The sequence below is a fragment of the Afipia dichlorophenoxyacetatis genome, assembly GCF_055386385.1.
In genome coordinates, this window is the sequence record NZ_AP029250.1 from 5,625,170 (window position 1) to 5,646,837 (window position 21,668).

General features: G+C 58.4%; 19 protein-coding genes. 7 read left to right on the forward strand and 12 right to left on the reverse strand.

Annotated features, from left to right (window positions below; genetic code table 11):
- The first annotated feature begins 46 nt into the window (after positions 1 to 46).
- Both ACZ5C3_RS26425 and ACZ5C3_RS26430 read left to right on the forward strand, forming a co-directional pair.
- Positions 47 to 1,219, forward strand: coding sequence for an acetyl-CoA C-acetyltransferase (locus ACZ5C3_RS26425; RefSeq protein ID WP_464034064.1), 1,173 nt, complete (start codon positions 47 to 49; stop codon positions 1,217 to 1,219).
- A 79-nt stretch (positions 1,220 to 1,298) separates the two neighbouring features.
- On the forward strand, positions 1,299 to 2,852 hold the full coding sequence (locus ACZ5C3_RS26430; RefSeq protein WP_464034065.1) for an acyl-CoA synthetase: 1,554 nt from the start codon (positions 1,299 to 1,301) through the stop codon (positions 2,850 to 2,852).
- 7 nt (positions 2,853 to 2,859) lie between these two features.
- Here ACZ5C3_RS26430 and ACZ5C3_RS26435 read toward each other — a convergent pair whose 3' ends face one another.
- Complete coding sequence (locus ACZ5C3_RS26435) at positions 2,860 to 3,456, reverse strand: hypothetical protein (protein ID WP_464034066.1); 597 nt, start codon at positions 3,454 to 3,456, stop codon at positions 2,860 to 2,862.
- Between the two features lie 171 nt (positions 3,457 to 3,627).
- Between ACZ5C3_RS26435 and putA the strand changes: the two genes are divergently transcribed.
- Positions 3,628 to 6,636, forward strand: a complete 3,009-nt coding sequence (gene putA, locus ACZ5C3_RS26440) for a bifunctional proline dehydrogenase/L-glutamate gamma-semialdehyde dehydrogenase PutA (RefSeq protein WP_464034067.1) — start codon at positions 3,628 to 3,630, stop codon at positions 6,634 to 6,636.
- Between the two features lie 21 nt (positions 6,637 to 6,657).
- On the opposite strand, the gene ACZ5C3_RS26445 is transcribed toward putA, so the two are convergent.
- From ACZ5C3_RS26445 to ACZ5C3_RS26455, 3 genes are read right to left on the reverse strand one after another with little or no spacing between them, the layout of a single operon-like run.
- Positions 6,658 to 7,155, reverse strand: coding sequence for a TPM domain-containing protein (locus ACZ5C3_RS26445; protein ID WP_464044367.1), 498 nt, complete (start codon positions 7,153 to 7,155; stop codon positions 6,658 to 6,660).
- A gap of 2 nt (positions 7,156 to 7,157) precedes the next feature.
- Positions 7,158 to 8,021, reverse strand: coding sequence for a TPM domain-containing protein (locus ACZ5C3_RS26450; RefSeq protein WP_464034068.1), 864 nt, complete (start codon positions 8,019 to 8,021; stop codon positions 7,158 to 7,160).
- A gap of 22 nt (positions 8,022 to 8,043) precedes the next feature.
- The gene (locus ACZ5C3_RS26455; RefSeq protein ID WP_464034069.1) at positions 8,044 to 8,679 is read right to left on the reverse strand and encodes a LemA family protein; all 636 of its coding nucleotides are present in this window, start codon (positions 8,677 to 8,679) and stop codon (positions 8,044 to 8,046) included.
- Positions 8,680 to 8,955: 276 nt separating this feature from the next.
- Between ACZ5C3_RS26455 and ACZ5C3_RS26460 the strand changes: the two genes are divergently transcribed.
- The gene (locus tag ACZ5C3_RS26460; protein ID WP_464034070.1) at positions 8,956 to 9,789 is read left to right on the forward strand and encodes an enoyl-CoA hydratase; all 834 of its coding nucleotides are present in this window, start codon (positions 8,956 to 8,958) and stop codon (positions 9,787 to 9,789) included.
- Positions 9,790 to 9,960: 171 nt separating this feature from the next.
- On the opposite strand, the gene ACZ5C3_RS26465 is transcribed toward ACZ5C3_RS26460, so the two are convergent.
- From ACZ5C3_RS26465 to ACZ5C3_RS26475, 3 genes are all read right to left on the reverse strand, one after another.
- Positions 9,961 to 11,244 carry an acetyl-CoA C-acyltransferase gene (locus tag ACZ5C3_RS26465; RefSeq protein WP_464034071.1) on the reverse strand — a complete coding sequence of 428 codons (1,284 nt, stop codon included), beginning with the start codon at positions 11,242 to 11,244 and terminating at the stop codon, positions 9,961 to 9,963.
- Positions 11,245 to 11,348: 104 nt separating this feature from the next.
- Positions 11,349 to 11,903 carry an N-acetyltransferase family protein gene (locus ACZ5C3_RS26470; protein WP_464034072.1) on the reverse strand — a complete coding sequence of 185 codons (555 nt, stop codon included), beginning with the start codon at positions 11,901 to 11,903 and terminating at the stop codon, positions 11,349 to 11,351.
- Positions 11,904 to 12,032: 129 nt separating this feature from the next.
- Positions 12,033 to 12,245 carry a DUF1127 domain-containing protein gene (locus ACZ5C3_RS26475; RefSeq protein WP_464034073.1) on the reverse strand — a complete coding sequence of 71 codons (213 nt, stop codon included), beginning with the start codon at positions 12,243 to 12,245 and terminating at the stop codon, positions 12,033 to 12,035.
- 115 nt (positions 12,246 to 12,360) lie between these two features.
- Between ACZ5C3_RS26475 and ACZ5C3_RS26480 the strand changes: the two genes are divergently transcribed.
- The gene (locus ACZ5C3_RS26480; protein ID WP_464034074.1) at positions 12,361 to 13,302 is read left to right on the forward strand and encodes a transcriptional regulator GcvA; all 942 of its coding nucleotides are present in this window, start codon (positions 12,361 to 12,363) and stop codon (positions 13,300 to 13,302) included.
- Here ACZ5C3_RS26480 and ACZ5C3_RS26485 read toward each other — a convergent pair.
- Positions 13,272 to 13,859: a TetR/AcrR family transcriptional regulator gene (locus tag ACZ5C3_RS26485; RefSeq protein WP_464034075.1), complete on the reverse strand. Its 588-nt coding sequence runs from the start codon at positions 13,857 to 13,859 to the stop codon at positions 13,272 to 13,274. The two genes, ACZ5C3_RS26480 and ACZ5C3_RS26485, sit on opposite strands and share 31 nt — an antisense overlap.
- A gap of 52 nt (positions 13,860 to 13,911) precedes the next feature.
- On the opposite strand from ACZ5C3_RS26485, the gene ACZ5C3_RS26490 reads away from it, so the two are divergent.
- Entirely contained in the window at positions 13,912 to 14,331 is a 420-nt protein-coding gene (locus ACZ5C3_RS26490) for a VOC family protein (protein ID WP_464034076.1), read from the forward strand.
- Positions 14,332 to 14,396: 65 nt separating this feature from the next.
- Here the strand turns inward: ACZ5C3_RS26490 and ACZ5C3_RS26495 are convergent, their stop codons facing one another.
- The 4 genes from ACZ5C3_RS26495 to ACZ5C3_RS26510 form a co-directional block, all read right to left on the reverse strand.
- Entirely contained in the window at positions 14,397 to 17,540 is a 3,144-nt protein-coding gene (locus ACZ5C3_RS26495) for an efflux RND transporter permease subunit (protein ID WP_464044368.1), read from the reverse strand.
- 9 nt (positions 17,541 to 17,549) lie between these two features.
- Positions 17,550 to 18,752 carry an efflux RND transporter periplasmic adaptor subunit gene (locus tag ACZ5C3_RS26500; protein WP_464034077.1) on the reverse strand — a complete coding sequence of 401 codons (1,203 nt, stop codon included), beginning with the start codon at positions 18,750 to 18,752 and terminating at the stop codon, positions 17,550 to 17,552.
- A 695-nt stretch (positions 18,753 to 19,447) separates the two neighbouring features.
- Positions 19,448 to 19,642 (reverse strand): hypothetical protein, encoded by a 195-nt coding sequence (locus tag ACZ5C3_RS26505; RefSeq protein ID WP_464034078.1) that lies wholly within the window; start codon positions 19,640 to 19,642, stop codon positions 19,448 to 19,450.
- Between the two features lie 362 nt (positions 19,643 to 20,004).
- A complete protein-coding gene (locus tag ACZ5C3_RS26510; protein ID WP_464034079.1) occupies positions 20,005 to 20,361 on the reverse strand; it encodes a hypothetical protein in 357 nt (118 codons plus the stop codon).
- 783 nt (positions 20,362 to 21,144) lie between these two features.
- Here ACZ5C3_RS26510 and ACZ5C3_RS26515 point away from each other — a divergent pair.
- Entirely contained in the window at positions 21,145 to 21,474 is a 330-nt protein-coding gene (locus ACZ5C3_RS26515) for a hypothetical protein (RefSeq protein WP_464034080.1), read from the forward strand.
- Positions 21,475 to 21,668 lie beyond the last annotated feature (194 nt).

Here is a 21,668-nt window from a genome sequence, read left to right on the forward strand (position 1 = left end):
CTTAAATTCTCGCCAATCAACAAGAACGACAATCAGGGAGAATGACATGGCCGAAGCTTACATCGTCGCCGCTGCCCGAACCGCCGGAGGCCGCAAGGGAGGCCGCCTCGCGGGCTGGCACCCCGTCGATCTCGCCGCATCTGTGCTGGATTCACTGGTGGATCGCACCGGCGTCGACCCTGCGCAGGTCGAAGATGTCATCATGGGCTGCGTCATGCAGGCCGGCGAACAATCAAACAATGTGGCGCGCAACGCGGTGATGGCCTCGAAGCTGCCGGAAAGCGTGCCCGGAACATCGGTGGACCGTCAGTGCGGCTCCTCTCAGCAGGCGCTGCATTTTGCCGCACAAGCCGTGATGTCGGGCTCGATGGATATCGTGATTGCCGCCGGCGTCGAAGGCATGACGCGCGTGCCCATGGGCCTGCCCGCCTCGCTTCCGTTCAAGAACGGTTTCGGCACGTACATGAGCCCGAATATTCAGGAACGTTATCCCAACATCCAGTTCAGCCAGTTCACCGGCGCGGAAATGATGGCGCAGAAATACGGCATCGAAAAAGACGAGCTCGACGCGTATTCCTATTACAGCCACCAGAAGGCGATCGCCGCGACGCAGGCCGGCGCCTTCAAGGACGAAATCGTGCCGCTGCAAATTACGCGCGCCGATGGCTCGACCGACAGCCACCACATCGATGAAGGCATCCGCTTCGATGCCAGCCTCGACGGTATCAGCAGCGTCAAGCTGCTCGCCGAAGGCGGGCGTATCACCGCCGCCAGCGCCAGTCAGATCTGCGACGGCGCCTCCGGCGTGATGGTGGTGAACGAGAAAGGCCTGAAAGCACTCGGCATCGCGCCAATGGCACGTATTCATCACATGACCATGATCGGCCATGATCCGGTGATCATGCTGGAAGCACCACTGCCGGCCACGCACAAAGCGCTGAAAAAAGCCGGCATGAAAGTCGACGACATCGACCTGTTCGAGGTCAATGAAGCCTTCGCGTCCGTGCCAACCGCGTGGCTGAAGGACACCGGCGCCGATCCCGCACGGCTCAACGTCAATGGCGGCGCAATTGCGCTCGGGCATCCGCTCGGCGGTTCAGGCACAAAACTGATGACCACGCTGGTTCACGCCTTGAAGCAGCGCAACAAGCGCTACGGCCTGCAGACCATGTGCGAAGGCGGCGGCATGGCGAATGTGACAATCGTCGAACGACTTTGACGATAATAAAGGCGGGCTCATCACCCGCCTTTATTGTTTCACGCCAGCTCCTATGTCCGCCGCAGCAGGTCGCTTCAGCATGACTCATCCGTCCCTTCACGCGCAGACGACGCCTGACAAGATCGCCTATCAAATGGCGAAAAGCGGCGAGGCGATTACGTATCGCGAGCTCGATCAGCGTTCCAACCAGGGAGCGCATCTGTTTCGCAAGCTCGGGCTGCGCAATGGCGACCACATCGCCATCCTGATGGAGAACTCTCTCGCGTTCATGGAAATCTGCTGGGCGGCCCAGCGCAGTGGTCTCTACTATACGGCCATCAGCCGCTACCTCACCGCCGATGAGATCGCTTATATCGTCAAGGATTGCGGGGCCAAGGTTGTCATCACCACCCCGAAGTGCGGCGAGACGATCGCAGAATTGATTTCATTAAGTGCAGATGCCCCCATCTTCTTCATGACGGGTGAGGCCCGTCCCGGATTTCGGTCGTGGAACAATGAGCGCACCGCTCAGCCCATAACGCCCATTGCTGATGAGACCGCAGGCTTCGACATGCTCTATTCGTCAGGCACCACCGGACGGCCAAAAGGTGTCCGCCGTGTCGGGAGCGAAACTTCGATCCTCGTCCCCAACGCTTTCCTGAAATATCTGTGCGTCGACATGTACGGCATGTCTTCGGACAGCATCTATCTCTCGCCGGCGCCGCTCTATCACGCCGCTCCGCTGCGCTTTAACATGATGGTCGGCGTACTTGGCGGCACTTCGATCATTATGGAGCACTTCGACGCCGAAGAATACCTCAAGCTCGTCGAGAAGCATCGCGTCAATGTCTCGCAGCTTGTGCCGACGATGTTTGTCCGCATGCTCAAGCTGCCGGACAACGTCCGTACCCGGTATGACATCTCGTCGCTGAAATCGGCGATCCATGCCGCCGCGCCGTGCCCCGTCGAAGTCAAGGCGAAGATGATCGACTGGTGGGGTCCGATCATCGTCGAATACTACGCCGGCTCGGAAGGGAATGGCGTCACCGTTTCAAATTCGCAAGAATGGTTGACCCATCGCGGCACCGTCGGACGCGCCGTCGTCGGCAAGGTGAAGATTGTCAATGACAACGATGAGGAGGTGCCGGTTGGCGAGGTCGGCACGGTGTATTTCGCCGATGCACCGCAGTTCGCCTATCACAACGATCCCGAAAAGACCAAACGCGCCTACAATTCCAAAGGATGGTCCACGCTTGGCGACGTCGGTTATGTCGATGCAGACGGATTTCTCTATCTCACCGACCGCAAGGCCTACCTGATCATCTCAGGCGGCGTGAACATCTACCCGCAGGAAACCGAAGATATTTTGATTACGCATTCCGCGGTGGCCGATGTTGCGGTCTTCGGCGTGCCGAACGAGGAAATGGGCGAAGAAGTCAAGGCCGTGGTGCAACCACACAACATGTCGGCGTCCGGGAAAGAGCTCGAAGCCGAGCTCATCGCCTTTTGCCGCCAACGGCTGTCGCCACTCAAGTGCCCGAAAAGCGTGGATTTCGAAGTTGAACTGCCGCGGACGCCAACCGGGAAATTGGTGAAACGTCACCTGCGAGATCGCTATTGGGCGGCGACGAAGAAAACACCGGCACAGACGTAGCTGGCTCTCAGTCTTCCCGCAGCCATTTCTCCACGAGCATCACCTCCGGCGCCTGCAGGTACTTGGTGGTCCACATATCAACGGACCACTCGATCCCGCTTTCTTTTTCAACGATCACCGCCGTGTTGTGCGGCAACTGCATCGTAAGAATATTACCTCGATACCGGGGGTTACCGACCGTGTGGTGTTTCAACAGCCCCCACTCCTGCAGCACCAGCAGAAAGCTCGACGTATTCCGGGTGGAATCCCAACAGTCGAAATTGCTGGCGTCGGCCCCCGTTCGGATGTCCGCCCGTTCCACGCGTTTGTTGGTCCCGATCATGGGGCCAACGCGGTGATCAAACCAGATCACGGCTTTCTGAATAGCAGCACGTTCAGCGGTGGCGGTTGCCTTCCCGGTCGCCAGAATTTGCGCCAATTGCTTTCTGTCGGCGGCTGAAAAATCAAGCAGTGCGCGGCGACGGCAGACAAAGCCATAGCAAACCGTCATCTCGCTGGCGTTCGGCGGGTTGATCGAGACCGACGTATACAAGTCCGCCTGCTGCGGACTGAGTTGAAGGGCACGGGCCGGCAGCACGCCGAACACAAGGCCAAACAGCGCCACAGCGATGGCGATACGGGAAGAAAATCCAGACAACGGACTGCCCTGTTGAGGTTTCGCGAGGAAGAAGTATGGCGGATTTGATGTGCAATCAACAGACAGATCGCGCATGCCATGCATATTCGGATGGAATTGTGGCGGCTTCCAAGACTAGGATTTGCTCAAGAGGATGTCATGTCCACAGCCCATTCCAAGGTCCCGCCATTTTCCGCGCCTTACGCGGCAGATGACACCCGGATTGCAGCGCGGCTGCTTGCCTTGCCGCCGCTCACGCCAGACAAGAATGCCCGAATCGATCAGACCGCGACGAAGCTGATCGAGGCAATTCGCAGCCAAGATACTGGGTTCGGCGGCGTCGAGGACATGCTGCGGGAATTCGCGCTCTCCACCAAAGAGGGGCTCGCCCTGATGGTGATGGCCGAGGCCTTGCTGCGGGTTCCCGATGCTGCCACTGCGGATCGCTTCATCGAAGACAAGCTGGGTCAGGGCGATTTCGCCCATCATCAGATCCGGTCGAATGCCTTGTTGGTCAATGCATCGGCGTGGGCGCTTGGCATGTCCGCACGCGTCATCCAGCCCGGTGAAACGCCGAGTGGCACCATCGGCCTTCTCGCCAAACGCCTTGGTCTTCCCGCCGTGCGCACGGCCACGCGTCAGGCGATGCGCCTCATGGGCAATCATTTCGTGCTGGGCGAGACCATCGACGCGGCTCTCGCACGCGCCGGCAGTGACCGAGTTCACGGCCACCGCTATTCATTTGACATGCTGGGCGAAGGCGCGCGCACTGCGGCGGACGCCAGGCGCTACTTCGCGTCCTACGCCGCAGCCATTGACGCGATCGGACATGCGGCAGGAAGCAAGCCTTTGCCGGACCGTCCCGGCATTTCGGTGAAGCTGTCCGCGTTGCATCCGCGCTATGAGCCACTGAGCCGAACCCGCGTGGTGGCAGAGCTGGTGCCGCTCGTGACGGAGCTGGCGCGGCGCGCGAAAACATTTGACCTGAATTTCACCATCGATGCCGAAGAGGCCGACCGGCTCGAGTTGTCACTCGATGTCATCGATCAGGTGTTTTCCGATAGCTCACTCGCGCGCTGGGATGGTTTCGGTCTGGCCATTCAAGCTTATCAGAAGCGCGCAGAAGCGGTGATCGATCATATCCATGATCTCGCCTCCCGCTATGACCGGCGCATGATGGTCCGCCTCGTCAAGGGCGCCTATTGGGACACCGAGATCAAGCGCGCGCAGGAGCGCGGCCTTGACGACTATCCGGTGTTTACGCGCAAGGCGATGACTGACCTGAACTATGTCGCTTGCGCGCGAAAATTGCTGGCACTTCGCCCGCGCCTGTTCCCGCAATTTGCGACTCATAACGCGCTCTCCGTCGCGACGATCACTGAGCTTGCGGGCAGCAGTCGGGATTTCGAATTCCAGCGCCTGCACGGGATGGGCGACGCCCTTTATGCACAGCTGAACGAAGATAAACCGACTCTCCCGTGTCGAACTTACGCACCGGTGGGAAGTCATCGCGATTTGCTGGCTTATCTCGTGCGCCGCCTCCTGGAGAACGGCGCGAACTCATCATTTGTGGCGCAGGCCTCCGACGAGACCATCCCTGTCCTCAAACTACTGGAGCGGCCGGAAGCTCTCATAGGAGCTGCGAGCAACGCCCGCCTGCCCCATTTGCCTCGGCCACCTGATCTTTATCTTCTGCGCCTCAATTCGCGCGGTATCGAGTTCGGCGATCGAACTGCACTTGATGCCCTGCTGCAATCGGTTACCCGGGAGGCTGCATTGCTTCCTACGAAAGCCCCGCCTCCAAGCTCCGACGACCTAGCAAAGACAATGGCTGCAGCCCAATCCGGCTTCGCGGCATGGAGCAGAACGCCAGCCGAGATCCGCGCATCTACTCTCGAGCGTGCAGCCAGTCTGCTCGAGCAGCGCATGCCGCGCTTCATCGCATTTCTGCAGACCGAAGGCGGCAAGACCATCGACGACGCCGTATCGGAAGTCCGCGAGGCCATCGACTTCTGCCGTTACTATGCGATGGAAGGACGCCGGCTGTTTGGTCATGACGTCCAGATGCCCGGCCCCACCGGCGAGAGCAACGCTTTGCGGCTGCGCGGCCGCGGCGTCATTGTCGCTATCTCGCCGTGGAATTTCCCGCTTGCGATCTTTCTCGGACAGATCGCCGCTGGCCTGATGGCCGGCAACACTGTCGTTGCCAAGCCTGCAGAACAAACACCACTGATCGCTGCAGAGATTATCAAGCTGCTGCACGAAGTCGGCATACCGGCGTCAGCGCTTCACTTGGTTCAAGGCGATGGCAAAGTCGGCGCAGCACTTGTCGATCACCCCAATGTCGCGGGCGTTGTCTTTACAGGATCAACTGAAGTCGCGCGGTCCATCAATCGCGCGCTTGCTGCCAAAGACGGCCCAATTGTGCCACTCATCGCCGAAACGGGCGGCATCAATGCCATGATTGTTGATGCGACCGCCCTGCCTGAACAAGTCGCCGATGACGTGGCGATATCGGCGTTCCGCTCAGCTGGCCAACGCTGTTCAGCCCTCCGGCTGCTGTTCGTCCAGGACGACGTCGCCGACCGCATGATCGCGATGATCGCGGGCGCCGCGAACGAGTTGAAAGTTGGCGATCCGCGCGATCCCGCCATCCAGATCGGTCCTGTTATCGATGCAGATGCAAAGCTGCGCCTCGACGCACACATCGCACGCATGAGAACGCAATCCCGCGTGCATTTTGCCGGCGTCGCACCGGCGACAGGCAATTTCGTCGCCCCGCATATTTTTGAGCTATCGAATGCTGCCGAACTTACCGAGGAAGTGTTCGGCCCCATCCTCCATGTGGTGCGGTATAAATCCGACAAATTGGGCGCTGTTCTGCAATCCATCGCCGCCAGCGGCTATGGATTGACCCTTGGCATTCACTCACGAATTGATGAGACGATCGACGAGATCATCGATCGGCTCGCAGTTGGAAACATTTACGTCAACCGCAACATGATCGGTGCAGTCGTCGGCGTGCAACCTTTCGGCGGGCAGGGCCTGTCTGGAACCGGACCGAAAGCTGGCGGCCCACATTACCTTGCGCGCTTCGCGACTGAGCAAACCATCACGATCAACACTGCAGCCGCAGGCGGCAATGTCGCACTGATGTCTGATCAGTAACAGTCTGCAATAAGAGCCGAATTAGATCACGACCGGTTTATCCGGCAATTCATTCGGATGCGGTCCTGACGCCGGGAAATGCTTCACCAACAACTTGGTGACGGCCGTAATGCCTGCCAGCACGCCACCCTCGAAATTTCGGCTGCGAAACTCTGCTTCCATCGCTCGGCAGATCGCTTCCCACTCGGTCCGCTGAACCTTCGTATCGATGCCGCGGTCCGCAACGATCTCGACGTCGCGATCGGCGAGCAAAAGATAGATCAGAATGCCGCTATTCTTTTCAGTGTCCCAGACCCGCAGTTGCGAGAACACATCGATGGCGCGCGCACGCGCCGATTGATCCCTGAACAAGGGGCGTCCATCGAGCGCACCTTCTACCGCAAAGCAAATTTGCCCGGTGTGCGCTTTCTCGCTGACTTTGATGGCCTTCTCAATATTGAGCAACGCGTCGCGCGGAAAAGCGCGCCGAATGCTCCAGCGATAGGGAAGAAGGTGCTTGCCGATGCGTTGAATGCCCATGGCTACCACCTGCCCGAGGCGCCGCCGCCTCCGAAGCTGCCCCCGCCCCCGCTAAATCCACCACCTGAGCCGCCAGAGCTCCCTGAGCTCCAACCGCCGCCACCCGTGCTGTAACGCCCGCCACCACCAGTGCCCACAGCGTCGCCGATTAGCGTCACAAAAAACGCAATCACCCCCGCAATCAAAGCCACCGGCAACGCACCGATCATCGCCCACGCGATGAAGGCGACGCCGCCGCCCATTACCAGCGAGCCCAACAATCTACCGAGCATCGCCCTGAGAATTCCGCCAACGACCAAAGCCCCAATAATAATAACGGGGAGAAGTTCTCCGAAATTGTCGAAACTGCCGCTTGTGTCCGGCCTCGGTTTGGGCGCGGGCAGCGGCTCGCCATCCACCACACGCACCATGCGTTCGACGCCGTCGGCAATTCCCCCGTCGAAGTCTCCATTGCGAAATTTCGGCGTGATGATCTCGGCAATGATCCTTCTTGCCGTGGCATCGTTCAGCACGCCTTCAAGGCCGTAGCCGACTTCGATACGCAACGTGCGATCATCTTTGGCCACGATCAGAAGCGCGCCGTCATCGATTTTTTTCCGCCCGAGCTTCCACTGCTCGACCACGCGCAAGGAATATTGCTCGATGGTCTCCGGTGCGGTCGTCGGCACGATCAGCACCGCGATCTGAGTGCCCTTGCGGTCCTCAAAATCCTTCAGCGTCTTGTCGAGGGACGCAATCTGGTCGACGCTCAGCGTTCCGGTCAGATCGACCACGCGGTCGGTGAGTGGCGGCACCGCGACTTCGGCCACTGCGGACCAAGCCCAGCACAGCATGAACGCAAGAATGACTGCTCTTGCCGCCCTCATCGCGGATGCTCGCGTTGCGCGCTTATTTTGCGGGCGCGGGTGTTGCCGGCGCTGGCGACGCAGGAGGCGGCGGGTTGAAATCGACCTTCGGTGCGGTCGATATCTCCTTCTCGTTATCGACCGTGAAGTTCGCCTTTTCCTTGTAGCCGAATGCCATTGCTGTCAGGTTGTTCGGAAACGTCCGGATGCCGACATTATAGTCCTGCACCGTCTTGATGTAGCGATTGCGCGCCACCGTAATCCGATTTTCAGTGCCCTCTAGCTGCGCCACCAGATCGCGGAACAGCTGGTCGGATTTGAGCTGCGGATAGTTTTCCGTTACCACCAGCAAGCGCGATAGCGCACCGGTCAACTCGCCTTGCGCGGCTTGGAATTTCTGCATCGCCGCCGGGTCGTTCACCACATCCGGCGTCATCTGCACGCTGCCGACCTTGGCCCGCGCGTTGGTGACACCAAGCAGGACATCCTTTTCCTGCTGTGCGAAGCCCTTCACCGAATTGACGAGATTGGGAACCAGATCCGCGCGGCGCTGATACTGATTCACCACTTCCGACCAGCCCGATTTGACCGCTTCGTCATTCTGCTGGATGGCATTGTATCCGCAGTTAGTAAGGCTGAGTGAGGCGAGCGCCGCTAAAACCGTCAAAAGCTTGCGCATGGCTATCTCCAAAATAAACAAAGTCGAATACGACCCTACAATGGCCCCGTGTCAATTATCATACACGTTCATGTAGACTAGTGGGGCGGATTTGACGTTCGCCCCCCCTGCGTGCCGCGAATTTGTGATGCGAATGTTAGAATCGGACCACTTGGTCATCTCACCCATCCGCAGCCCAACCTCGCGCAACCCTGTCATGTTGCGCGAGGTTTCGCTGGTATCAGCTCGCTGTTGCCTTCAGAGTCCGATGAGATCACGCGCGGAGTAGGACGGCACATGAGCAACTCGGCAGACAGCATCAACATCGATACTGGAACGGATGAACTGCTTTGTTCGCTGCGCGATCGCGTTGCCATCATCACGTTGAACCGCCCACAGGCTCGCAACTCTCTCTCTGACAATCTCACTCCGGCCTTGCGCACGATGATCAAGGAGCGCGGCGAAGATCCGAATGTCGGCGCAATTGTCATCACCGGTGCCGGCACCGCCTTCTGTGCCGGCGGCGACGTCAAAGGCATGGGCGCAAACAGCACGAAGCAAGCATGGTCGTTCGATCAAAAGGTCGAGGATCTGCAGGACCGCCAGCGCCGGCTGACCGGCGCGTTGATGTCGGTCCGCAAGCCGACCATTGCTGTACTTCCCGGCGCCGCAGCGGGCGCTGGTCTTTCGATTGCGCTCGCTTGTGACATCCGGATTGCAGCAGAATCGGCGTTCGTGAGCACAGGATATATGCGCGTCGGCCTCAGCGGTGATTACGGCATCGCATGGATGCTGACGCGGCTGGTCGGCACCGCTCGCGCCCGTGAGCTGATGTTTCTGTCCGAGAAGATTGACGCCAGACGCTGCGAGACGATTGGTCTCGTCAATCGGGTGGTGCCCGACGACAAGTTGCAAGAGGAAGCCTTCGCGATGGCCAAAGCGATGGCGGAAGGTCCGTCCATCGCCCTGCGCTACATGAAGAACAATCTGGACGAAGCCCTGGCCTTCGACTTCAACACCGCGCTCGACCATGAAGCCGAGCGGCTGGTGCGCGCAGCCGCCACCGCCGATCACAAGGAAGCGGTGCAGGCCTTCATTGAAAAGCGCAAGCCGAACTTCAAAGGCACCTAATTGCCTCTAGTGGTCCGATTCTAAAGTTCGCGTCCCATCTCAGCAGGCACTCTTGCGAACGTTAGAATCGAAGGACCACTAGCAAATATAAGATTCTAGTGGAGCTTTGGGATTTGACGTTCGCATCACGAATTCGCGGCAAGCAGGGTAGCGAACGTCAAATCCGCTCCACTAGGTGGCCTGCAGCAACGCCACCGTGCCCTGGCCGCCGTCGGCGCAGATACTGACGATGGCACGTTGCCCGGACGGCATCGCCGCCAGCTCTTTCACGGCCTGGCTCAGGATGCGCGCACCCGTTGCCCCGAAGGGATGGCCGATGGCCGTGCTGCCACCTGTCGGATTCAGCCGCTCCCGCGGAAATTTTCCGAAGTCGGCCGTCACCTTGGCTTTGTCCCGAATGAACTCAGGGCTCTCTAGTGCCTTGATGTGCGCGAGCACCTGGGCTGCGAACGCCTCGTGGATCTCCCAGAGATGGATGTCCGCATAGGTGAGGCCGTGCCGCGCCAGCAGGCGTGGAATGGCGTAAGGCGGCGCCATCAGAAGACCTTCTGTGCGGAAATCCACCGAGGCTATTTCCCAATCGATCAATTTAACGCGCGGCGTCTCAGTCGGGAGTTTCTTCAAACCGGCGGGTGAGGCTACCCAGATGCTGGATGCGCCATCCGTCAGAGGCGAGGAATTGCCCGCAGTCAGAGTGCCCTTGCCGCTGGTACGATCGAACGAAGGCGACAGCCGTGCCAGCTTCTCAAGCGATGTGTCCTTGCGTGGAATCGTATCCCGGCGCACGTCGCCGAACGGGATCACCAGATCATTGAAGAAACCGCGCTCCCAGGCTGCAACGGCGCGTTGATGACTTTCCAGCGCGATCTGGTCCTGCGCCTCGCGCGAGATATTCCAGACCTTCGCGGTGATCTCGGTATGCTCGCCCATGCTCATGCCCGTGGTGCGATTGCTGACCGCGGGGATATAGAGCCGCACATCGCGCAGCTTGAGATCGATAGCGTGGCTGAGCTTCTGCCCGAGCGAACGCGCCGACTGAAACTGGCGCACCCAATTCGATAGCGATGTCCCTAATCCCAGTTGCACCTGGCTGAGGCTATCAACGCCGCCGACCAATGCGAGGTTGCGCGCGTCACCATCGAGCATCCCGGCGACTTCAAACACGCCCATCATGCTGGTCGAGCACGCCATGACCGTGGAATAGGCCGGGACTGTTGCGTCCACGCCGGCATCCATCAAGACTTCGCGGGCGATATTGCTCCAGGTGAGGTTCGGGACGACATTGCCCCAGACTGCGAAGTCGGGCTTGCCGCCGTTGAGTTGCCCGACCATGTGCTTCACCACCGGGACCGATAGCGCGATCGCATCGACACCGCTCAATGGTCCATCGACCTTGGCGAAGGGCGTACGGACACCTGCCGCCAGCCAGACTTCGGTTTTTGCGGCTTGTGCCATCGGACCACTCCCGGATCAAAACGCCGCCATCGGCGCACTTGAATCCTAGTCGATCCGACCGATCACACACAAGCAGCCAAGACACACGAGCTGAAAAGACACGGTTAGGCAGCGGCGAGCGCAGCGTACAGTTGATCAATGATCGCCGCATCTTTCCAGCCCGCGCACGGAATATTCGCGCGGCCGCCCCGCAGAGTCTTTTGGATACGAACCTGCCGCCAGTCATACGGAGCCGGCAAAAATTCGTAGCCCGACTTCTGTGCAAGCCCTATCATTTGTTCATTGTTGCGAAAGGTCTCTCCGACCAGGCGAGCAGCACCAAGCGCAGCCGACCGGCATTCAAGGTTAGCCAGGATCGCCGATCCTATCCCACGGCCTTGCCAGGCATCACCGATCGACAGTCCAAACTCGGTGCTGCGCTGGTCCGCATCATAACTATAGCGCGCTTCGCCAACGACAGTGCTCACGCCGCCAACCTTCATCTCGGTAACCACCGCAAAGCCGCCATTCTCACCAACGTGAAGGGTCTTATCGAGCTCTGACGGGGGCAGCTCGCTCGCTGCTCCCATCAGACGATTGTAGCGCGACCGCTGTGACAACGACCGGAAGTAAGACTGAAGAGCATCACCATCGCCCGAGGTGACGAACCGAATGATCAATGTTTCTCCGGTCCGCAACCGTACGACATCGGTAAACCTGCCAAGCGAACTCAAGCCAGCTTGATCTGTGCCAAAGGCCACCTTCTGATCGCTCCATCTCTGACGAGATTCAGCTTCCCAGTGCTGGGGTTATGCCCGCCAGAACGGCTTGTTTGCTTCGACTTCATAGTCCGACCAGCTGGCACCGATGTCGTGGAAATCTTGATCGCTCATCCGGGCCAACTCGATCCGATATTGGTAGCGATAGCGCCACTTCTGCAAAATATCGGCGATGTAAGACACTGGATGCGCTATGTTTGAATGATGATGATTTCTCATCACTTCGCTGTTGCAAACTGACATTTTCGCCTCCTGAAATAACCTGATGCCGCTAATATCTGCGTTGCGATGCAGCTTGACAAACGACAGCTTGTCCTCCGATATATGAGATATTATCATGTATTGGGATGCCAGACCGATGATCGCAAGGCTACCCTCGCTGAATGGGCTACGCGCCTTCGAGGCGGCCGCCCGGCATTTAAGCTTCACACTCGCAGCGCAGGAGCTGAACGTCACGCAGACAGCGATCAGCCATCAGATCCGCCGCCTGGAGGAAGAACTCGGCATCCGCCTGTTCATTCGTCAGAACCGGTCACTGGCGCTGACGCCGCAAGCCATCGAATATCTTCCCGGCATCCGAGCCGCGTTTCAGGATCTGCGATCGGCCACCGATCGCCTGCTGCGCAATGACAGCGACCGCGTTTTGACCGTCAGCACGCTCACTTCGTTAGCGGTGAAGTGGCTGATGCCGAGGCTGCGTGGCTTTCAGGAAAAACATCCGGATATCGATGTCCGCATCACGACATCCGTCGAGCTGGTCGATTTTCGCAAGGACAATGTTGATCTCGCAATCCGGTTCGGCCGCGGACAGTGGCCGGGCCTTCGAGCCGACTGGCTGATGGCCGAGCATCTCTTTCCGGTCTGCAGCCCAGCATTGCTCAAAGGAAAGCAGGCTCTCCGGCGACCGGAAGATTTGTCACGCGTCACGCTGTTGCACACCAACGCGCACGATGACTGGCGATTGTGGCTCACCGCCGCAGGACTACCGCCCGAAATTTCACAGAATCCTGGCCTGACTTTCGATCTGGCGTTCATGACAATCCAGGCCGCGATCGACGGCATCGGCGTAGCCATGGGCCAAACCGCGTATGTCGCGGACGACATCGCCAAGGGGCGTCTCGTCGTTCCGTTCGACATTGCGATGCCTGCCGACGCGGGCTTCTACATCGTTGCGCCGCAGGGCAAAGCGACGATGCCGAAAATCAACGCCTTCCGCGACTGGCTACTCACCACCGCGGAAAATGAACGAAACACGCAGTCGCCCCAAACTCATTCGGGGAAAAGAGCATTAATCGCCTGACCGACCAGCGCATGGGCGCGCGCCCGCGCAGCTTTATCCTCCGACACCCACAACGCCAGCTCGTTCAATCCGCCGGAGAGCAAGTGCGTCAGCGCCTGTGCATCACCCTTCTTCATTCGCCGCTCTGCCAGCACCGCTTCAATACCAGCGCGAAGCGATGCCATGCCGAGCTTTGCATCGACCGCGCGCCAATGCGCCCAGCCGAGCACGCTTGGCGCATCGATCAGATAAATGCGCTTGATGGCAGGATTGGTGGCCGCTTCGAGAAACGCGATCGATCCTGCTTTTAATGCATCGATTGCCCTTGCGGACTTTTCGGCTTCGCGCTCGATTGCGACGAGCACATCTCGCGCGACATCTTCAAACACCGCAGCAAACAGCGCCGCCTTGTCTTCGAATTGATGGTACAGCGCGCCACGCGTAACACCGGCCGCCTGCACAATGTCTTCCGTGGCCGTATCGGCATACCCGTGCTTGCCAAACAGCTTACGCGCCACAGCAATCAGATGATTGCGGGTCTTAAGAGCCTGGGCCTGCTTCCGATTCAATTCTTGCATACAAACAGTATGTATGTATTTTTGGACCCAGGCAAGAAACCAGGAGGCCAAAATGCAACTCGCTGATTTCTATCCCCTCATCATGACGGACAAGCTCACGGAGGCTCGTGACTTCTACGTTCGCTGGTTCGGCTTCACACCGCAGTTCGAATCCGATTGGTGCGTCTATATGCGCTCAAAAGGGGAGCCAAGCTTCGCCCTGATGTTCATGCTGCCCGACCATCCCTCACGCCCTCCAGGCCGAGAAGCTCATTCAGGCCAAGGTTTGATCCTGACCCTGCAGGTGGAAGATGCTGAGGCCGCTTTTAAGGAGATGCGGGCCAAGGGCCTGCCGATCCAGCACGGTTTGGCGGATGAACCGTGGGGGCAACGCCGTTTCCTGACGCGCGACCCGGCGGGGATATGGATCGACGTGGTCGAACAGACCGCACCCGCCGAAGGTTTCTGGGAGCAATATACCGTTGCGAGTTAACGCCAGCGCTGCGAGTGAAGACGGCCTTCTCGGCAGCTTCACCGTTCTAAGTGCGCTTGAAAGAGTCAGGCAGCGACCGACTTCACCGGCTTCTTCCGGCTCGCACGCCATTCCTCGAACCGCTGCACGACAACGAAGAACGCCGGCACGAACAGGACGGCAAGGCATGTTGACGCCAGCATGCCACTGAACACGGTAATGCCGATTGATTTACGAGCGCTGGCACCGGCTCCTGTCGCAAGGACCAGCGGCAGAACGCCAAGAATGAACGCGAAGGATGTCATCAGGATGGGACGGAAGCGCGCCCGAGCGGCTTCGACTGCGGATTCCTGCAAAGGCTTACCATCGCGGACACGCAGTTCACGCGCGACTTCCACGATCAGGATGGCGTTCTTTGCCGATAGCGCAATCAGCAGGATCAATCCGATCTGCACATAGAGATTGTTGTCGATCCGCAGAGCCGTCAGCACCGACGTCGGTCCAAGTAGCGAAAGCGGCACCGCAAGAATGACCGAGATCGGAGCGTACCAACTCTCATATTGTCCGGCCAGGACAAGATAAACCAGCAACAGGGCCAGACCGAACGTGAAGTAAATCTGATTGCTGACGATTTTTTCCTGATACGACATCGCCGTCCATTCGAAGGCAGTGCCGGGGGGCAGCGTTTTGGCTGCAATCTGCTCCATGAGCGTTATGGACTGACCGGAGCTGAAGCCCTGCGCAGGTAGTCCAATCACGGTCGAGGACGGATAGAGATTGTAGAGGCTGATCAGCGAAGGACCGACCGTGGGTGTGATCTTTGCGATGGTCCCGAGCGGGATCATGTTACCCTGCTGATTACGCACCGTCATGTTCTCGATGTCCACCAGGCGCAGCCGGTATGGCGCGTCGGCCTGCGCATAAATCTGGAATGTCCGTCCAAATCTGTTGAACTGGGCGACAAACGTCGAGCCCAGATAGGCAGCAAGGGCCGAGAACACTTGATCCGTCGAGACTTGCATCGTCTGGATCTTGACGCGATCGACCTCGACATTGAATTGCGGCACCAGTGCGCGGAAAGGCGAACTCACTCGCTGGAGTGAGCTTTGCGTCTGGGCGTTGGAGACCACCGCATTGGTAATGGTCTGCAATTTGGCATAGTCGGAGCTGCCATCACGCAGCTCAATCTGCATGGCAAATCCAGCCGCGTTTCCGATACCTTGGATCGGCGGCGGCGGCAGCACGATCACCCGCGCTTCGGGGACCTCCGCCATCGACTGGTTCAGGCCAACCACCAGCGACCGCAAATCTTGACCGGGCCCGCGCTCACTCCAATCTTTCAACACCAAGTACGCCACGCCGGCATTCGCAAGGCTCGCGCTATTGTCGAGTGCAGAAATTCCAGCGATGCCTAGCACGTGCGCAACCCCCGGCGTCTTGGCGGATATCTCGCTCACGCGATCCATGACGCGCTGGGTGCGATCCAGTGATGCGCCATCAGGCAACTGCACGGCCGCGAGCAAGTAGCCCTGATCCTCGATCGGTAGGAATCCAGTCGGCACGCGTGATAAGCCGTAGCCACCGAGAGCAATCAAAGCCAGAGCAACGATCACGGAGATGCCGCTGTGAGCGACAAGACGCTGGATGAAATTGGCGTAACCGCGCTCGATCCGCGCGTAAATCGCATTGAAACCGCGATAGAACCAGTTGCGTTGCTCCGGTGGCACCGCTGGCCGTAGCCACAAAGCACACTGCGTCGGCTTCAGGGTCGCCGCATTAATCGCGCTGATCAGCGCCGTCGCGGCGATCACGAGCGCGAACTGCGCATAGATTCGCCCCGTCAGGCCTGGCAGGAATGCTGCGGGCAAAAACACCGAAACTAGAACAAGAGTGATGCCAATGATCGGGCCGAAGAGCTGATCCATCGCGCTGATCGCAGCTTGCGGCCCGGACATTCCACGCTCGATATTATGTGCAGCCCCTTCGACCACAACGATGGCATCGTCCACCACGATGCCGATAGCGAGAATGATCGCAAACAAGGTTGAAAGATTGATGGTAAAGCCAAGCAGCGCCATGGCCGCAAACGCGCCGATAATCGTGACGGGCACTGTTGTGGCCGGCACCAGCATGGCCCGCCAATCCTGCAGGAACACAAGGATCACGATCAACACCAGCAATGCCGCCTCGATCAACGTTTTGTAGACTTCGTTGATCGACGCCTGGACGAATTTGGTGGTGTCGAATGGAATGTCGTAGGTGACGCCTTGCGGAAAGTTTTTGGCAAGTTCGGCCATCTTGTTCTTCACCTCGCCCGCGACATTGATGGCGTTAGCGCCCGGCGACTGGAATACAGCGATGCCAGTTGCCGGGCGGTTGTCGAGCGAGAAAACCTGGCTGTATGTCTGTGCGCCCAGTTCAACGCGCCCGACATCACGCAGGCGCGTGACGTCTCCCGCGTTGCCAGTCTTGACGATGATGTTGGAGAACTGCTCAGCGTTGTCGAAGCGGCCTTTCACATTCAGCGTGTATTGAAAGGCCGTTCCGCCCGGCGTCGGCGGCATGCCGACTTGGCCGGCAGTGACCTGCTGACTCTGCTGCTGCACGGACTGAATGACATCTTGAGGCATCAAGCCCCTTGCCTGCAGCTTCTCCGGATCGAGCCACAAACGCATGGAATACTGGCCCGCGCCAAACACTGTGACATTGCCGACGCCCGGCAAGCGCGCAAGTTCATCCTTGAGGTTGATGGTGGCGTAGTTGCTTAAGTAAAGGCTGTCGCGCTGGGAATCGGACGACGTCAGAGTCACGAAGAGCAGGATAGAGGTGGAGCGCTTCTGAACCGTAACACCTTGGGTTTGCACCGCCTGCGGCAGAGACGACAACGCGCTCGAGACTCTGTTCTGAACCAGCACCTGCGCGAAGTTGAGATCGGTGCCGATCTTGAACGTGACAGTCAGCGTGTAGCTGCCATCTGCGGCACTGTAGGACTGCATGTAAAGCATATCCTCAACGCCGTTCACCTGCTGCTCGATGGGCAGCGCCACTGTGTCGATGACAACCTGCGCGCTCGCACCCGGATAACGCGTTGTCACCTGAACTGTGGGTGGCACCACATCGGGATATTGGGCAACGGGAAGACGCAGCAGCGCCACTGCGCCGATGAGAACCATCAGAATCGCAATTACATTCGCGAGAACCGGCCGCTCGATAAAAAATTTCGAAATCATGCGCGATTCCTAGTTTGCTGACGCGCGTGGCTGCTCGATCGTCTGTAGCTTCGGATTGACTTTCTGCCCCGGTATGGCCCGCAGGACGCCTGCAATTACGATGCGGTCCTCGGGGCCAAGACCTTTTTCGATCACACGGAGATTGCCTTCCACAGGGCCGATCTCCACCTTACGCTGCTCGACAACGTTGTCGCTGTTGACGACCAGCACATATTGTCCGCCCTGATCGCTACCCAGAGCAACATCGGGCACGAGCAGTGCTTTCACTGATTCCTCGATGGGCACCCGCACACGCACAAAATAGCCGGGCAGCAGCGCGCGGTTGGCATTCGGAAGAATGCCGCGAACTGGAAGCGTTCCGGTCGACTGGTTGACGGTCGGCGCGGCATAATCCAGCTTGCCTGTGTGGGGATAGCCGGTCTCGGTCTGCAGGCCAACCTCAACCGGTATGTTCAGAAGATCGGCCGACGTGAGCCCTTTCATCATGGCTTCAGCACGGATGCGCAGGACGTCCTGCTCACCCACGTTGAAGTTCACATAGATTGGATCGAGTTGGACGATCGTCGCGAGCTGCGTCGGCGACGCGACGCCGACCAATTCACCGACTGAAATAAGGTGCGCTGTCACGATGCCATCGAATGGTGCAATCACATTCGTGTAGCCGTAGTTGACAGCAGCAATCTTGGTATTTGCCTGGGCCTGTTGGAGATTGGCCTGAGCGTTGTCGCGCGCGGACGTCGCCTGATCAAAGTAAGATTGGGTTGCAAATTGCTTGGCGACAAGCTCCTGCTGTCGCTTGAATTCCGCATCAGACTGCTTCAGCGAAGCCTGAGCACCGACTTCCGCAGCCTGAGCCTGATCCAGCTTCAATTTGTACGTCTCAGGCTCGATGGTGAAAAGCGTCGTGCCTGCCTTGACGAATGAGCCGTCCTTGTAATTGATCGCCTGCAGCACGCCCTGCACGCGCGCGACGAGGTCGACGCTTTTGACAGGCGCTGTATTTCCCGTTGCGTAGAGATAGCGCGTGATCGACTTCTGAAGCGGTGGAGCAACATCCACGACTGGTGGAGGCGGCTGAACAAACGTGTTTTGCTCACATGCAGTGAGTAGAAAAACTGCTGCTAAAGAAAATGAAACACGTTGCACGCGGGCCTTCGTAATTTGTGCACGGCCCCCAAGCAATGTGTCGAGCAGCGAATGACTCAAATTCATTCCCATCCCTCCCTGTCGACGTGTCTTCGGCAAGCAGGCTCGCACTAGTGGTCCGTTTCTAACGTTCGCATCCCGTTTCGCTAGGCACTCTTGCGAACGTTAGAAGCGAAGGACCACTAGCAAATATATAATTCTAGTGGAGCTTATGGATTTGACGTTCGCATCACGAACTCGCGGCAAACAAGGAGGCGAACGTCAAATCCGCTCCACTAGTGTGGCGGTTCTGAAGTCCGCATCATTCGCGCGGCGAGTCCGGAATGCGGACTTCAGAACCAAAGCCACACTAGAACAATAACTCGCTAGAGTCCTTCGATTCCGAAGTCCGCAGACGAACGAGCAGTGGCATGATGCGAACTTCGGAATCGGGACTCTAGGACGATAGCATATTCTTCTTGCCGGAAAATCTAAAAGCGTGCAGTCTTTCTCCGTTTCAAGGTCTCTGCTCGTCACTGCTTGATTTTATTCGCTGCTGACACGTCTTCTACAAGGCAAAGCACTGGAGATCGAAATGCCCGTGGTTATTGAATGCCGCCTGGCGGCACTATTTGCTTTAATTGCGACAGGTCTAATTTTTCTGATTGATCCCGCTGCAGCGCAGCAGCCCACATCGGCGCAACGCGATGCAATTCGCTCAGCGTGCCGCTCCGACTACGAAGCCCACTGCGCAAGCGTTCCGCCCGGTGGCAAGCCGTCGTTCATGTGCCTGCAGAAGAACATGGCCAGTCTGTCGCCGGACTGTCAAAAGGCGGTGAATGCTGTCGGGGGGTCATCAGCGGCACCGGCAGCAGCGCCAAAATCTTCCACGGCGCCCCCTCCAGCAGCGACACCCAAATCTTCAGCAGCACCTCCTGCAGCAGCACCACCAGCGCAAGCAGCAACAGGTGCTGCACCGGCCCCAGCCGCTCCGCCACCGGGTGGCACGGCCACGCAGGCGACAGTTGGAGCGGCTCCCATGGCTCCAGCAGTCGCGCTTACTCCACGTCAGGAATTTAGGCTTGTCCGGCTTTCCTGCAGCGGGGATTATCGCACCTACTGCGGTAACGTTGCCTTAGGTGGAGGCCGGGTCGCCCAATGCCTACGCGCGAACGCGGCGTCGCTTTCCCCGGGCTGTCAGAGCGCGCTGATGGGGCTGCGCCAGTCGCGCTAAATCTTGACCTTTCGAACGTGCTTGAATTGCGAGCGACAGATGTTTACTGACGCATCCGCTTCGGGTCGCTTACCTCCCGAAGCGGGAGCCATTATGTATTGCTCTCTATTCGCCGCGGAAGGCGAGGATCAGCTGCACAAGGCGCACTGAGAGCGCGATGTAGCATACCGCCATGATGATCTGCAGAACGGTGTGCCATTCCGATTTGGAGAGCCGATACAGGCCATCAAGGAAATTCAGCACAAGAAGAATGACGCCGAACAACACAACGCCGCGCCCGACAAGACCGTGCCGCAAGTATCCAAACAGCATGATGGCCGGCTCGTTCGTCGAGATATGGGTGCCGGCCGACACCACTAACGTCCCCACAATAATTCTCTCAACGTAACCAAAGACAGCGTGCACGGACTCTTCCATGTGCCCACTGTAAAATGAATGCCACTTGCTCTTGTACGTATTCATTTCAAGCTCCGTCGATTTCAAAAACAAAACGATGAGCAGTAAAGTTAGATAGAGCGCCCTCTCATATTGGGCCACAGATGTTTCAGGATAGGAAGAGCACTCGACGGAGACGAATTTCACTTCAATCACTCGCTCCTGCATCGGTTTGGTGCTGCGCCTAGCGGCATTCCGTAGGCGCGCTCAGAAACTGACATCCTAACGGGACAATGTCAGTGACATTTTCCTTTGTTGCGGCCGGCCTACCTCCAAAAGGGTATCGTCCCGTTGCCTAGTGGCCGTGGCCACCAAGTGCTACTCTTATCGATGCCAATGCATTGCCCGAACCAAATGCGAGTCGCGTATGCGTGCGTGGCACATCATGGACACAACGTCTCCAGCGATCGCCGAATCGGCGATGGATCCATCTCGCTCAAAGATGGCTTTTAAGGAGTCCCTCCAATTGATTGGCTCCATCGGAGCGGTGCCGATCCCATCGGCGCATCATCAACGACATCTTCGCCAATACAAAAACTGCGGAAATACAGAGACCGAGCCAGTCGCTCGGAGAGCTATAGCGTTCTCAGTCGCATTTCTTTTTTAAAAAGCTGAAGGAGAGAACCATGGCAATGACTCATGCACTTTTCGCATTGTCGTCCCTTGCTGCCGTTTTGACGGCCCCCAGTACTTACGCCCAGGGAATTCCACCGGAGGGTCCTGTCTCCGTGACATACACGGCCACACAAATTCCACCTCCAAAACCGATGCCGATCGGCGGCGGCAGAGTTTGCCGTCGTGAACCAGGCTATGGCAGCGTCGAACGACGCCGGAAACCCTGTGCTCCATAATATGGGAGGACGCTGCCAAGGCAGCCGTCTCATTGATACCGCCGTAAAGAGCATGGAAGTGCGCGCATTTTGCACTTACGTCGACAAGGACGGCGATCAAACGTTCGAGCAGTGCGACTTCCTGCCAGGTCAACCGAATAAGTGCAAGCTAACAGGAGGCACCGGTAAGTTCGACGGCCTGCAGGGCGAACTGGTGATTACCTTCGAGATCGCCAAGAGCAATTTCGATGGCATCAGCCAGGCCATCGGCCACAAGAAGGGAACGTACAAGATCGTGAAAACGAACTGATACTTTCCAGGTCAGTCCCCGCGCATCGTGTGCAGTCGGAGCCACGGCGCGGGGATTGTCGCGTACAACCACCGGCGGCTCCGTCGCGCTGGCACAAGGGATTGGCGGCGATGCCAGTGAGGATAGACTAGCCCACTCGGGGCGAACGCCGATCGATACCCGAGCTCTGAAAGCCGCTTTGCATGCCCACTTGT